The 15,090-nt window shown below is 45.2% G+C and carries 11 protein-coding genes and 1 riboswitch; of the genes, 10 read left to right on the top strand and 1 reads right to left on the bottom strand.

Annotated elements, in window-relative coordinates:
- Positions 1-155 precede the first annotated feature (155 nt).
- The 7 genes from LC508_RS23610 (at position 156) to LC508_RS23640 (ending at position 11,034) form a co-directional block, all read left to right on the top strand.
- Complete coding sequence (locus LC508_RS23610) at positions 156-1,088, top strand: ABC transporter permease (protein ID WP_054350760.1); 933 nt, start codon at positions 156-158, stop codon at positions 1,086-1,088.
- Positions 1,089-1,100: 12 nt separating this feature from the next.
- Positions 1,101-2,024 (top strand): carbohydrate ABC transporter permease, encoded by a 924-nt coding sequence (locus LC508_RS23615; protein ID WP_225305254.1) that lies wholly within the window; start codon positions 1,101-1,103, stop codon positions 2,022-2,024.
- Between the two features lie 34 nt (positions 2,025-2,058).
- Positions 2,059-3,630 carry an ABC transporter substrate-binding protein gene (locus LC508_RS23620; RefSeq protein WP_158587249.1) on the top strand — a complete coding sequence of 524 codons (1,572 nt, stop codon included), beginning with the start codon at positions 2,059-2,061 and terminating at the stop codon, positions 3,628-3,630.
- Positions 3,631-3,748: 118 nt separating this feature from the next.
- Positions 3,749-5,815, top strand: a complete 2,067-nt coding sequence (locus tag LC508_RS23625) for a beta-galactosidase (protein WP_103731548.1) — start codon at positions 3,749-3,751, stop codon at positions 5,813-5,815.
- Positions 5,816-5,889: 74 nt separating this feature from the next.
- Positions 5,890-7,659, top strand: a complete 1,770-nt coding sequence (locus LC508_RS23630) for a sensor histidine kinase (RefSeq protein WP_052099642.1) — start codon at positions 5,890-5,892, stop codon at positions 7,657-7,659.
- 4 nt (positions 7,660-7,663) lie between these two features.
- Positions 7,664-9,319, top strand: coding sequence for a response regulator (locus tag LC508_RS23635; RefSeq protein WP_054350749.1), 1,656 nt, complete (start codon positions 7,664-7,666; stop codon positions 9,317-9,319).
- Positions 9,316-11,034 carry an extracellular solute-binding protein gene (locus tag LC508_RS23640; RefSeq protein ID WP_103731547.1) on the top strand — a complete coding sequence of 573 codons (1,719 nt, stop codon included), beginning with the start codon at positions 9,316-9,318 and terminating at the stop codon, positions 11,032-11,034. Before LC508_RS23635 ends, LC508_RS23640 begins: the two co-directional genes overlap by 4 nt.
- 177 nt (positions 11,035-11,211) lie before the next feature.
- Here the strand turns inward: LC508_RS23640 and LC508_RS23645 are convergent, their stop codons facing one another.
- Complete coding sequence (locus tag LC508_RS23645) at positions 11,212-11,754, bottom strand: Uma2 family endonuclease (protein WP_054350761.1); 543 nt, start codon at positions 11,752-11,754, stop codon at positions 11,212-11,214.
- A gap of 493 nt (positions 11,755-12,247) precedes the next feature.
- Positions 12,248-12,366, top strand: a riboswitch (FMN riboswitch).
- Positions 12,367-12,493: 127 nt separating this feature from the next.
- Here LC508_RS23645 and LC508_RS23650 point away from each other — a divergent pair.
- The 3 genes from LC508_RS23650 (at position 12,494) to ytvI (ending at position 15,090) form a co-directional block, all read left to right on the top strand.
- Entirely contained in the window at positions 12,494-13,132 is a 639-nt protein-coding gene (locus LC508_RS23650) for an ECF transporter S component (RefSeq protein WP_033142883.1), read from the top strand.
- A 2-nt stretch (positions 13,133-13,134) separates the two neighbouring features.
- Positions 13,135-13,746, top strand: coding sequence for an NUDIX hydrolase (locus LC508_RS23655; protein ID WP_033142882.1), 612 nt, complete (start codon positions 13,135-13,137; stop codon positions 13,744-13,746).
- 186 nt (positions 13,747-13,932) lie between these two features.
- Positions 13,933-15,090 carry a sporulation integral membrane protein YtvI gene (ytvI, locus tag LC508_RS23660; protein WP_033142881.1) on the top strand — a complete coding sequence of 386 codons (1,158 nt, stop codon included), beginning with the start codon at positions 13,933-13,935 and terminating at the stop codon, positions 15,088-15,090.

Here is a 15,090-nt window from a genome sequence, read left to right on the forward strand (position 1 = left end):
CAGAAGTGCGGGAATTGAAAAACAGCAAATAAGTAATTTCAGGTTACCGATGTAAAAACATGCACATAGAAAAAGAAAGCATCAGAACTTATAATAAAATCATACAAAGCAAGAAGATAACAGATAACACAAACAGGGGAGGAGAGAAAAGAAAGATGCAAAAAAAACAAGGAGTAAAAGGTTTTTTCAGTAAACTCTACAGATACCGGATTTTTCTGCTGATGCTTTTACCGGCAGTGGTCTATACGCTGATCTTCAGCTATTATCCTATGACCGGAATTGTGATGGCATTCAAAAAGTATAACTACGCGGACGGTATTCTGGGAAGTCCCTGGTGCGGACTGGATAATTTCAAGTTCTTTTTCAAGTCCGGCCAGGCAGGTCTGGTTACCAGGAACACGGTTTTATACAATCTGGTTTTTATTGCTTTTAACACGATTTTCCAGATTGCAGTGGCCATCTTCCTGACAGAGATCAATAACAAACATTTTCGTAAAACAGCCCAGTCACTGATGTTTCTTCCGTATTTTATCTCCTGGGTAATCGTCGGTGTCATGGCCTTCAACATCTTCAGTTCCGATTACGGATTTCTGAATACACTGATCACCGGCCTGGGCGGGAAGAGGATTCCATTCTACACAAATCCGAAGGCATGGCCGTTTATCCTGATATTCTTCAATATATGGAAGAACATCGGGTATGGCTCGGTCATGTATTTGGCGGCGATCATGGGAATAGATACTTCAGTGTATGAAGCGGCGGCCATAGACGGGGCAAATGTATTCCAGAGAATCAGAAAAGTTACGATTCCCATGATTATGCCGACAACTATCATCCTGCTTTTGCTGGCAGTGGGAGGTATCTTTAAAGGCAATTTCGATATGTTCTACAACCTGGTGGGAAATAACGGTCTGCTGTTCAACTATACAGACGTAATTGACACACTGACATTCAGGGCATTGATCAGAAGTAATGACTTTGGAATGGCAGCGGCCATAGGTCTGTTCCAGTCGGTGCTCTGCTTTATAACCGTCATTGTGGTCAATAAACTGGTGGGCAAATATGACAAAGATTATACATTGTTCTAGGAGGGGATTAAGGTGAGAGATAACGCACGAGCGACAAAGAAAAAAATGAGTTCGGATGTGAGGAAGCTGAATATAATTGCTTACACATTCTGTATTGCAGTAGCGCTGATTTGTCTGATTCCCTTTCTGATGATAATATCAGGTTCTTTCTCATCAGAGGCGGCAATCACCAAAAACGGTTTCAGCCTTCTGCCCCAGGACTTCAGTCTTCAGGCATACAAGACGGTATTCAAAGAACCGATTGTGGTATTCCGTGCCTACGCGGTCACGATTTGCCTGACCATAGGCGGGACTATGATAGGCCTTCTGCTGCAGACTATGACAGCCTATGTGTTGTCCAGAAAAGATTTTGAGTGGAGAAATAAGTTTTCATTCTTTTTCTACTTCACCACATTGTTCAATGGAGGCCTGGTACCGTACTATGTACTGATGACACGGACGCTGAATTTAAAAGACAGCTATCTGGCGCTTTTATTGCCGCTGTTATTCAATGTGTATAACCTTCTGATTATGAAGAGTTATATCACTGCTTTGCCGGATTCCCTTATAGATGCAGCGAAGATAGACGGATGCGGGGAGGTAAGGACACTGTTCCAGATTGTCATGCCTCTTATCAAGCCGGCGCTGGCTACAGTGGGACTGTTCATTGCACTGGCATACTGGAATGACTGGTACAATGCCATGCTGTACATAAACACAGAGGACAAATACCCGCTTCAGTATTTTCTCTATCAGCAGGTCAATAACATTGAAGCTTATAAGAAGCTGATAGCCAACAGCGCAGTCAGCAGTGCGGTGGTAACTGCGGTATCGCTGCCTACGCAGACTTTAAAAATGGCGCTGACGATTGTAGTAACCGGCCCTATCATTCTTGCCTATCCTATGGTACAGAAGTATTTTGTCCAGGGTATCACTATTGGAGCAGTGAAGGGCTGAGATGAAAAATATATTTCAAGGAGGACTTATTATCATGAAGAAGAAAACAAAACAGGTGTGTGCGCTGACACTCAGCGCAGCAATGGCGGCAGGAATGCTTGCAGGATGCGGTTCTGATTCTGACAAGGGAGGTTCTGACAGGAAAGAGAGCGCAAAGAATGTGGAAGGAAAGACCTATAACGGCGTTGATGTATCGGAGCATGTGGATTTGAAGATGTACCTTTTGGGAGAGCGTACCCCGGATTTCGATGCAGTCTATGATGAGATCAACAAAATCCTGGAGGACAAGTTAAACTGTTCTGTCAGTGTGGATTTCCTTTCCTGGGGTGAACATGAGAAAAAATATTCTCTCTTGTTTTCCTCACAGGAAGATTTCGATCTGATTTTCACAGCTACAAGCTGGGGACATTATGAGCAGACTGTAGCGCTGGGTGGATTCTATCCCATGGCGGAGGATTTTATACAGAAGTATGCCCCACAGACCTGGGAGACTGTTCCTGAGGTTGCCTGGGAGCAGGCGAAAATCAATGGGGAAATCTATATGGTTCCCAACAACCAGACAGAATTTGGGCAGGATGTGCTGGCAGTCCGCGGGGATCTGATGGAAGAGTACAATGTGAAGAGTATCAGCAACTGGGATGAGATGACAGAGTTCTTCAAGAGATGTGCTGAAAACGGAATCTATGCAGTACAGAATGGGCCCTGGTACCAGTATTTCCAGAGCCAGGGAATGGGCCTGGTAGGCGGAACGCCGAAAAGCGGCGAGCTGATCCTGTACAATGCAGAAGACCCGGAAGACCTGGATTTCAGATGTATTATTGACTGGGATGGATTTACTGATTACTGTAAGCAGGCAAAAGAGATGGCCGATGCAGGCTGCTGGTCTCCCGATGTCCTGAGCAATGAAGAGGACAGGCAGACGGGACTGCTCACTGGCAAAACAGCGGCAATGGTATGGAATATGGGCACTTGCCTTACTTACGCACGACAGGCTAATACTGAGAATCCGGACTGGAATACAACACTTGTTGACCCGGTATCTGACCATCCCAAGCATGCTAATCCCTACATCAACAATGGCGTTGCCATCAACAAAAACAGTAAGAATCCGGAACGTGCCATGATGGCTTTAAATGAGTTCTACACCAACCCTGAGATTCAGGATCTGACTATGCTGGGAATCGAAGGAAAACACTGGGAAGCAGTGGGAGAAAATCAGTATAAACTGCTTGACGAGAGTGGATATGGTCTGGATAATAACTGTAACTGGGGATGGAAAAATGAGAAAATCTACAGAACAGAATATGTAGAGAACAGAACAGCTCTGGATGATACCTATGATGCTGTGAAAGAAAGCTTCACCAATAATCAGAGAGAAGACCACCCCTATGACGGATTTAACTTTAACACAGAAAATGTAACCTCACAGGTTGCAGCAGTGGAAGCAGCAGTTGATACATACTATAAACCGCTGATCAATGGTCTGGTTGATGATGTGGATCAATCTGTTAAAGATATGAAATCGGCATTGGAGAGCGCAGGAATCCGTGATATACTGACTGAATTAGACAAACAGGCAGCAGATTACGTAGCTGGAAAACAGTAACATATTGAGTCGGAAGGGCTGCCACATTTTTGCGGCAGCCCTTTTAAGATACAGAGATAAGAATCAGAAGGCAGGTAAAGCACCATTAGGTGAAGGGACTGACAGGAGGAAGACAGAGATGAGACAATACGGTTACACAGAAAAATATCTTACCATGGACGGACTGCCGTGGTTTCCTGTGATGGGAGAGATGCATTACAGCAGATACAGGGAGGATTTGTGGGAGGAATCTTTACGAAAGATGAAAGCAGGAGGAGTTACTGTCCTGTCCACATATGTGATATGGATACATCATGAGGAAGAGGAGGATAGCTTTGATTTCACAGGCTGCCGTAACCTGGGAAGGTTTATCAGGATTTGTAAGAAAGTAGGACTTTCCATGTTTCTGCGCTTAGGACCCTGGATACATGGCGAGGTGAGAAACGGAGGCTTTCCCGACTGGCTGCAGCAAAAGGAGCGGGAGGGAGTCATATTGAGAAGCAATGATGAGAGATATCTGAGATATGTCCGGCGCTTCTGGGAGAAGGTGTATGAGCAGGCAGAGGGATATTTCCATAAAGATGGCGGCCCGATTATGGGAGTCCAGATAGAAAATGAGTATGGGCATGTTGGAGGACTGAAAGGAGAGGCGGGGGAAACCCATATGCGTACACTGACATCGCTGGCAAAGGAACTGGGTTTTATTGTGCCTTATTACACAGCGACAGGATGGGGCGGGGCTTGTATCGGAGATTTACTTCCAGTCATGGGCGGATACTGCGAGGCTCCCTGGGACCAGAGGACTACAGAGCTGGAGGCCAATGCCAATTATGTGTTCAGCAGTGAACGAAATGACGCACTGATTGCCTGTGATCATCATGTAGGAGACCAGGTTACTTTTGACCAGACCAGGTTTCCGTTTCTGACAGCAGAGCTGGGAGGCGGCCTTCAGGTTACAAAACACAGAAGGCCGGTAGCTCACGGAAAAGATATCGGAGCTATGTCCCTGACGAAACTTGGAAGCGGGGTGGCGCTGCTGGGATATTATATGTATCACGGGGGAAGCAACCCGAAGGGAAAGCTTTCCACCCTGCAGGAGAGCCGTGAGACAGGGTATTTAAATGACCTTCCGGAGGTTAATTATGATTTTAATGCACCTGTTCGGCAGTATGGAGCAATTTCAGACAGTTATCGTGAAATTAAGCTGCTGGCTTATTTCCTGAAAGACTTCGGAGATGACATGGCTGCTCTGGAGACGGATATCCTTACCAGAGGGGTAAAACCGGAAGATACCAAGACCTTGCGTCTTTCCAGCAGGCATGACGATGAACATGGATATGTATTTTACAACAATTATCAGCGCCGTAGAGTGATGGACGCCCATCAAAGGACCATGCTGATTGGAAAGTGCCGTCAGCCTGTAAATTTTCCGCCTGTAGATATTGGAGAAGGTGCTTTCGGCTTTTTTCCGTACCGGATGAGGCTGGGAAATGCGGTGCTCAGGTCAGCGCTGGCTACCCCTCTGTGCTGCCTGCATACAAAGAAAGAAGATATCTTTGTATTTTACGGTGAACAGGAGCCAGAGTATCAGTGGGAGGGAGAGGAACAGGCCCGGGTGCTGTCTCTTAGCAGAGAGCAGGCTCTGAATGCCTGGAAGGTTACACTTGACCAGGACTATTTAATCCTTTCAGAGAACTATGTCTGGGAAGAGGATGGCGTGCTGAAGATAACAGGGGCAGAAGAGACAGAGATCCGTTGTTTTCCGGAGGCAGAAGAGGGAATTCCAGGATTTGTAAAATACCGGCAGGAAGCAGAATTTACTGTCTATAGACGGAAAGCGGAGTATATAAGTCCCAAAATAGAAGTGAATTTGACAGCAGAAGACCGGGAGAACAGAGTCTATGACATACAGATTGTTTACGGGGAAAGGGAGGACCGACGGAAAGGGCGCGATACGATCCTATATCTGGAATATGCGGGCGAGAGTCTGGAGATATATGCAGATGGGGAGAAGCTCAATGATCATTTCTATACCGGACAGAAAGTACCTCTCAGCCTTGGGTATTTTGATTTTCCAAAACAGCTCAGAGTGATTGTACATTCCCTCTTCGCAGAGGATGATATTTTTCTTGAAAAATGTCCTGTATTCATAGAAGACAGGGCCTGCAGTCTTATTTCTGTGAAGGCGGCAGAAGAATTCCGTTAAAAAAATCATACTTGTCTGTTATAATAAAGAGTATAAAAATACGGTGAAATATTTCCGAAAGAAGGAGCCGGAATATGGACAAAGAACAGCGCAAAAGGTGGAAGCGGTCCTCTCTGCAGACAAAGCAGATACTGGCATTTACGACGATTATTGTCAGTTTTATGGCAATTATGTTTTTCCTGCATATCAGGACTTTGAAGACTGTGCGTGAGATGACATATGATAAAATGCGCGCTCAGGCAGAATATTATCTGGAAAGTTTTGAGATGGAAGTAAGCCATGCTATCAATCTGCAGATTGAAATATTTAACGACAGAAAGCTGGCATTCCTGGCACAGCCGGAAGCAGGTTTGGATGATTTCGAGAAGAGGGATGCGCTGCTGTCTGTGAAGGAAAAACTCAGCAGTATAGCGGGAGTCAGCAACCTTGTGGAAAGTTGTACGATCTATATGCCGAAAAGTGAATATAAGATTACTGACAGCGCTGTCAGGAGAATGAACGCAGATGATTTTGAAGAGATGTGGAGCTTTGTGGATTATGAAAATGGTTCTATCAGCTATGATGGTGAAAAATTTTATTCTGTTGAGATGGGGCAGACCAGAGGAGATGAAGATGAGGCGTTTAATTTTATGTTTGTCCTTACATTTTCCGGCGGGCAGATTGAAAACAAATTATCCCTGCTGAATACCACAGCGAACAGCGGAGCCTTTATCTACAGCGATAAATACCATGCAATGGTACAGAGCAGCACAGCCCACTGTTCCAGCGCCAGAATCCTCAGTGAACTGAAGAAGGATGAACAGGGGGAGTATGTGAAGGTGCAGGAAGTGAAGGCAGGTGGGGAAAATTATCTGGTGTTTGTGGGGGGAAACGGCAGTATGGGTACATTTGTCCAATATACGGAAGAAGGGGCTGTCATGGGATATATCAAACAGTCCTGGATCTACCTGTCTATTGGCCTGTTGATTTTGCTGGGAATATCTATATTCTTTGTTATATATACCAACAGAACCATACATAAACCTATCGGTTTGCTTTTGGAGGCATTTGGAAGAGTGAAGGAGGGAAATCTGAATCAGCATATATACAGAAATACAGAGGATGAATTTTCTTATCTATATAGTGGTTTTAATGACATGGAGGACCGGTTGAAACATCTGATTGACGAAGTCTATATTCAGACTAATCTGGCGCAGAGAGCACAGCTAAAGCAGCTTCAGGCTCAGATAAATCCTCATTTTCTGTATAACAGCTTTTTTACACTGAGCCGCAGGATCAAGAGGCAGGATTACGAGAATGCGGAGGAGTTTGCAAAGCATTTGGGAAATTATTTCAGATATCTGACCAGAAGCGGTTCAGACTATATTACCCTGGATCAGGAGGTCAGCCATGCAAAAAGCTATGCCGCTATACAGGGAGTACGGTTTGCCGGACGTCTCAGTATTGAATTTGAAGAACTGCCAAAACGGTTCGCGCCTGTGATAGTCCCTCGTCTTATCCTTCAGCCACTGCTTGAAAACGCCTTTGAACATGGGCTTGAGAACCGGGTGAAAGACGGTCTGCTGCGTATATCGTTTACGGAGACTCCTTCAGAAATACACATTACAGTAGAGGACAATGGAGAGGAGGCAGAGGATTCTGATATTGAGCAGATGCAGAGAAGTATAGAGGAGATGGAGTCAGATGAGGTGACAGGAATCATTAATATCCATAAGCGGCTGCAGTTTTACTTTGATAAAAAAGCAGGTATTTTTGTAAGGCGAAGTGAGCTTGGGGGAGTGTCTGTCACAATCTGGATTCTGACGGAGGCAGCCTTTAGAAGAGAGGACGGGAAGGAGGGGTGAAGATATGAATCAGAATTTACTGATAGTTGATGATGAATATGAAATCCTGCTGGGGCTGGAAGAAATGTTTCGGTATGAGTTTGACCTGGAGGTGGACGTATATACAGCCAATTCTGCTTATGAGGCGCTGGAACTTCTCGACCGTGTGAGATTTGATGTGGTGTTGACAGATATTAAAATGCCAGGGATGGATGGAATTACCCTGTTTGAACGGATTAAAGAAAACTGGCCCAGATGTAAAACAGTGTTTCTCACAGGGTACAGGAACTTTGACGATATGTACCGGGTGATCAATGACAGGGATGTGAGGTATGTTCTGAAAAGTGAGGAAGACGAAGCCATCATGGGGGCTGTGAAGGAACTGCTTGAACAAGGACAAAAAGAACTGGAGCAGGAGAAACTTCAGGAAAAGCAGAAGCAGCTTCTGGAAAAAGCAGAATTCTGGATCCGAAAATCCCTGCTGGATCAAATCGTGTCGGGGAATATACTGGAACCGGATATAGGGAAAAGTATGAATGAACTTGGAATCGGATTTCTGGCAAAGTCCCCGTCACTGCTGTTCTGGATCAGGATTGAAGGCGCCGGGGAGGACGAGCCGCTGCGTGACGGTTATTATATGGCAGAGTGCCTGTCACAGATATTTGAAGAAAATATGCCGAGTAAACTGAGATTTTATCTTCACATGACAGATATCCGTCAGGGGGTGCTCTTTCTCCAGCCTGCCAGCTTAGATGAGGTGAACTGGGAACAAGTCTTTGTCGTTGCCAGAGGTGCGGTGGAATACAGCCAGGAGATATTCGGCAATGCATGCGGCGGTTCATTCTCGGCGGTTTTGTGGAATGTTCCGGCGGTTCTTATGGAGTATCCGGAACGGATTCGCATTCTGCGTCAGCATATGATACAGTATTTGGGTGAAGACCAGGGTGCCTTAATCTATCTGGAAAAGCAGGAAGATGCGGACAGAGAGAGCGCTGTGCATAGTGTTATGGCCAGAATACCATCTCTGAAATCACTGTTGGAGCTTCGAAAGAAAAAGGAATATTTTGCCTGCCTTTGTGTCTGTCTGGAACAGATGACGAAAAAATGCAGTCTTCACGACGGAAGGGCACTAGAAATATATTACAGTGTTGCAGTCCTGTTGCTTCAGTTTATAAATGAAAACCATTTAAGCGGGCAGATGGCCTTCAAAACAGCACTGTACAAATTGACAAAGGCAGATGCCCATGACAACTGGAATGACGCGGCCAGGTATCTGTGGGATGTCTCGGAAGCTATATTTTCCGTGATGGATATCAATGAAAATACTCTTACAGAGAGAGCGCTTAAGCGGGTCGTGACGTATATTGATGAACATCTTGCAGAGGAACTGTCGCTTACTGCACTGGCGGAAGTGGGTGGATTTAATGCAAGCTATCTGTCACGCCTGTTTAAACAGGTGAAGAAAGAGACGCTCAGCGATTATATCCTGAATAAAAGGATGAATCTGGCAAAATACCTGCTGGCCCAAACCAATGAGAAGATACAGAATATCTCGGCAAAAACCGGATATATTTCCCCCCATTCTTTTACAAGGGCTTTTCGGAAGGAGACCGGGGTTTCACCGAAAGAATACAGGGAAATGAGGATGAATGAAACCGACCGGGGAGGAGAGAGTCCATGAAGAGGAAGATTATGGCAGCTGCTGTGTTTCTGATATCGGCCGCAGTTGCAGGAGGCTGCGGGAATAGTGGAGAAGAGCGGGAAACGGACAGCAGGGGGATGGCAAAAGAGGATGCGCCATCTACAGAAGACAGGGATCTGTATGGATTTGAATCGCCTGTCAGGGTTAAGGCAGGGGTGGTTTATGCCGGAGATTTTGAATGGGTGGGGAAAGAAAGCCTTACAGATAATTCCTGGATGGATTTATATAAAGAACATAATATATATCCGGAAATCATGTACAATGTGGACACATCACAGGCAGACAGTAAGCTCTCCTCAGCAATCATATCAGGGAACTATCCTGATATATTCCAGACCAGTACTCTTAATTATATGAATTACGTAAATGAGGGTGTACTGGCTGATATAACAGAAGCATATGAAACTTATGCCAGTGATGAACTGAAAGAATACTTGATGTCTGACGGCGGCGAGGCCCTGGATATGCTGACAGTTAATGGAAGGCTATACGGGCTGCCGAGGCTTGGAAATCCCTATGAAGAATATTCTATGATGTTTATACGCCAGGACTGGCTGGATCATCTGGGACTGAAAGTGCCGGAGACGACAGAAGAACTGAAGAGGACCGCACATGCTTTTACCTATGATGACCCGGATGGGAATGGTGTGGATGACACTTGCGGGCTGGTTCTGGATGGTGTTGAGCTATTCACTGATACGATAGGTAATGGCGACCCGATATTTAATGCGTTTGGGGCTTATTTTGGTTCGGATGGAATGGCTATGGTCGAGAATCAAGAGGGAGAGGTTGTGTGGGGAGGTTCTTATGCGGAAGGTATGAAAGCCGCCCTCTCATTTCTGCAGGAGCTTTACGCGGATGGTTCTCTGTGTAAAGATTTTCTGACAATGGATGGTGATGCCATTTTCGAGGCAGCAGGTTCAGGGAGGTGTGGTATTTGGTTTGGACCAAGGTGGGCTGGTATGGTTCCTGCTATTGATGCAGCCAGGAAGGATACCAATGCACATATTGTGGCAGCGCCCATACCGACAGCTCCGAACCAGGCCAGGGGAAAGGCGTATCTTCCGCCGTCTATACTGGAGGTACATTGCATCAGCAGTCAGTGTGAACGACCGGAAACTCTGATTAAGATGATGAATTTGAGTGTACAGAAAATATGTAATCCCCAGAATACGGAGGAGTTCCTGAAATATAGCGGGGACGGAACGAATTATTCAGGCTGGAAAGCATCTCTTCTTAGATTGCAGCCTGTAAACAGAGGATATGATGATTGGAAAGCAGAGAGTTATGCGTTGAAGACCGGTAAGACAGAGAGACTTACATACTCCCAGATAGACGATGTGGATTCTATGACATCCTATCTCCACGCAGTAGAAGAGGACAGATTTGATCCCTGGGATCAGAAGCAGGCAAGAGGAATATCCTTCTATACAGTGTACGGAGATCCGCAGTGTGCCTGGGTTACCATTGATAATATGATGAAGGCAAATGCTTTTGTAAAATCGGCCTATTCCTCTCTGCCATCCAGGGAGGTTACCAAAACTGCGGGAATCTTAAAAAACCTTACAGTGGAAAGCATCATAAAAATCATTACAGGAGATGCAGTGGAAGAGTGGGATACACTACTTGAAAACTGGTATGCACTAGGTGGACAGCATGCGGTTGATGAGGTGAAGGTATTGAATAAAAGTTAATTATAAGAGAGCTCTGAGAGAGCCTGTAGTTCAGCCGGATAGGCATGGATTACAGGCTTTTTTATAGTGCATTGTACGAAAAATAATAGAGAACCTTTTGGCACCCGATATTGTATAGTTGCCACCGAGTGCCAGAAGATAGAGGTTTCGGGAGAGTGCTCATATAATATGAAAGTATTATATCCTGAAGTGCGAAAAATCTATGGACAGGTCATCATAAATCTTGGCGCTGATTATATTTGAGAAGGAGTATTCATCGATATCTTCATTCTCTAAATCGTGAACCATTACCCTCTGTTTTTCTGGGTCTACAATCCAGTATTCCCGTACGCCGGAAGAACGGTATTTGAATAGTTTGACAGAGTAATCCATCCGTCTGCTACTGGGAGAGACGATTTCAATAATCCAGTCAGGAGAACCATTGCAGCCTTTATCATCCAGTTTATTTTTGTCACAGATAACAGAAATATCCGGTTCTACGTAGGTATGTGTGCTTTTGTCCAGGTATACGGCAAAGGGAGCAATATAAATTTCACATGGACCGCCCTTTCGGTCAATGTAATCTGCGATTTGTCTGCTTATGGAAAGCAAAAGTTGTTGGTGTGCCCGGGTAGAGGGAGTCATATAATAAATCTGACCGTCGATAAGCTCAGCCCTTGTGCCTTCGGGAAGGGCGTTAATATCGTTGATAGTATATATTTTTTCCTGTGCTGATGCCATAATGAACACTCCTTTCATTATATATTATAGGGAACATTTCGGGTGGTTATTCTGTTCTACGCTTAGACAAAAGGAGAATATGACTATGCATAAAGTATACTATATTTTTATTATCCTGTATTGCTGATTATGGTAAATTTTCAGAAAATGATTCATTCCGTTTTGGGACTTGCTGTGGAAGACCATGTCATAAACGTGAATCCATCAGACGGATGCTGCAGGGATTATCCGGAAGGTAAAAGCTCTAAGCGGGCTATGATTACAAGATGATATCCAGGATTTATGACGATGTGACCCAGGAAAGAGTAAGGGAATAACTGAAAAAGCTTGATTCTAATAGGTTCAGAGCTGGTTGAATTCACCAATTATTTACCAGAAATCTGTTGGTAAATACGGAAAGTTATGCGAATTTATGAAGAAAACAATTTTAAAAATCTTCAAAAACCCATTGAAATCAAGCCTTTAAAGGTTTATAATAATTCTCAGATAAAAGAAAATTCTTCGGGGCAGGGTGCAACTCCCTACCGGCGGTATAGTCCGCGACCCATGTAAATGGCTGAACCGGTGTGATTCCGGTACCGACAGTTAAAGTCTGGATGAGAGAAGAAAATGTATTTCATAATGCAGATTTCATCAATGCCCTGATCTTCAGGGCGTTTTTTCGTTTCAGCCGCGGAAGCGGCAGCGGAAAAAGAAGAATTTCCTTTTATGAAACCATCATAAAAAGGAGAGAATAAAAATGAGTAATGAAGCAATTGTAAACAAAAGACCTGCAGGTGCACAGAATCGTTCTAAAATCAGGACATTGGCACAGGTAGCCATGCTTGGAGCCGTGGCTACGGTATTGATGATGATTGAGTTTCCCATCCCGGTGATCGCACCGCCTTTCTATCAGATGGATTTCTCAGAAGTACCCGTGCTGGTCGGCGCGTTTGCTATGGGACCGGTGGCAGGTATTATGATCGAGCTTCTGAAGGTACTGCTGTATGCAGTCATCCACGGCTCCGCCACAGCGGGTGTGGGTGAAATCGCCAATTTCCTGATGGGATGCTCTTTTATCGTTCCGGCAGCATTTTTCTATAAATACCGCAGGAACAAAAAATTTGCAGTGATTGGAATGGTGATCGGAACCATTTGTATGGCTGTTGTGGGTTGTGTTGTGAATGCATTTATCCTGCTCCCCGCATACGGGGCAGCTTTCGGGATGCCGGTGAGCGCCTTTATTCAGATGGGCACATCTATCAATGCAGGAATCAATAACCTGTTTACCTTTGTGGTGCTGGCAGTGGCGCCGTTTAACCTGGTGAAGGGATGTATCATCTCTGCCGTAACACTGCTTATTTATAAGAGAATCAGAGTATTACTGCGAGGAGAATAAAGATGCCGGATATAAAAAAGGTGACGCCGCTCACAGAGAATCCCCATGTAAATCTCTACCACCTGGATGTGGAGAGTAAGACAGGAAGAAAGGGACATTACTATGTGGCGTCACGGGCAAAGACTGAGAATGAACTGAAGATCAAAACAAGGAAAAACACCCCGGATGGAGTTATTATCTACAGCCTCTATGGGGAGAAGAAAGACAGGGTCGTGCTGGTACGTCAGTACCGTTATGCTATTGACAGCTATATCTATGAGTTCCCGGCAGGCCTGGTAGAGCCCGGTGAGGACTACAGAGAAGCCGCGATCAGAGAGATGAAAGAGGAAACCGGCCTGACACTTACTCCTCTTGATGTGGACCCGGCATATGAGAAACCGTATTTTACTACCATTGGCATGACCGATGAATCCTGCGCCAGTGTATACGGTTATGCTTCCGGCCAGGTGTCCGGGGATGGACTGGAGGATTCCGAGGAGCTGGAGATTGTGCTGGCTGACAGGGAAGAGGTCAGAAGAATCCTGAGGGAAGAGAAAGCAGCGATCATGACGGCTTATATGCTGATGCATTTTCTGCATGATGATGAGCCGTTTGCTTTTCTGAAGGAAATCTAAGACACAGAATCAATTATAGATCAGAAACCGTTCGCAAATTTTTCATAAAAAATTAACGGGATAGGCATTGTATCCCGGGCGGATGAGAGTATACTTAAGGTAGCCGGTGCAGGCAAAATCTGCCCCGGCTACTGTCAGATTGCGCAGACAGCAGTCAAAACAGGCAGGCATGGGAGATATTTATATATGAAGTGGAAGAAGTATGTAAAAGGTATTCTGGCAGCATTGTTTACAGTTTTAGGCGTTATACTGGTCATTGTTTTGGGACTTAAATTCCTCAGGTTTTTTATGCCTTTTGTCATCGGATGGATCATCGCCATGATCGCCAGCCCTCTGGTGCGCATGGTGGAAAAGAGGATGAAAATAGCCAGAAAGCACACATCCATGCTGATCATTATAGCAGTTTTAGCCGCCATAATCGGAGCAGGGTATTTTATAGGAACAAAAGCGGTGGAGGAGGCCAGTGACCTGATCAATCAGGCACCGGATATTTACAGTGGATTCCGGGAGGATTTTCGGGAGGTGGAGCACAATCTCAATAAATTCATGAAACAGCTTCCGGAAAATGTACAGACTTCCATCAATAATGTGCAGGACGATCTGGGAGAACGGATCGGAAAACTGGTGGGAAATATCAGCGAGTGGACCGTTGGCTACGCAGGTGATATGGCCAAGCATCTTCCGAGTGTGCTGATATCTATTATATTTACCATATTGTCCGCCTATTTTTTCATCGCGGACCGGGATGGAATCCTGGAGTTTGGGCGGAACAACACACCGCAGATCATCCAGGAAAAATGGAGACTGCTGGCAGACAGCTTTAAAAAGGTCTTCGGCGGTTATTTCAAAGCACAGTTTAAGATCATGGCTGTTATCTGGGCAATACTCTGTGTAGGGCTGCTGTTTCTGGAGGTGAGCTTTGCCGTGCTGGTGGCATTCCTCATTTCTTTTCTGGATATGCTTCCGTTCTTCGGAACAGGGACAGCCCTTATACCATGGGCTGTATTCAAGCTGTTGTCCGGTGATACAAAGTTTGCGGTTGGTCTGATCATCCTTTACCTGGTGACGCAGTTGGTGCGGAGGGTCATAGAGCCCAAGATGGTGGGGGATTCCATTGGCATGGACCCACTCCTTACACTGATCTTTATGTATACAGGATACCGGGTCAGCAGTGTCATTGGCATGATACTTGCAGTGCCCATAGGGGCAGTTGTGATCAATTTCTATAAATCAGGTATGTTTGACAGACCGCTCCAGTCAGCAAAGGAAGCCATGGAGGATCTTTTGGAGTGGATCTGCCGCAACAATGGGGACGAAGAGCACATAGAGAATAAAGAATCATAG

The organism is Blautia parvula, assembly GCF_020215665.1.
Taxonomy (GTDB): domain Bacteria; phylum Bacillota; class Clostridia; order Lachnospirales; family Lachnospiraceae; genus Blautia; species Blautia celeris.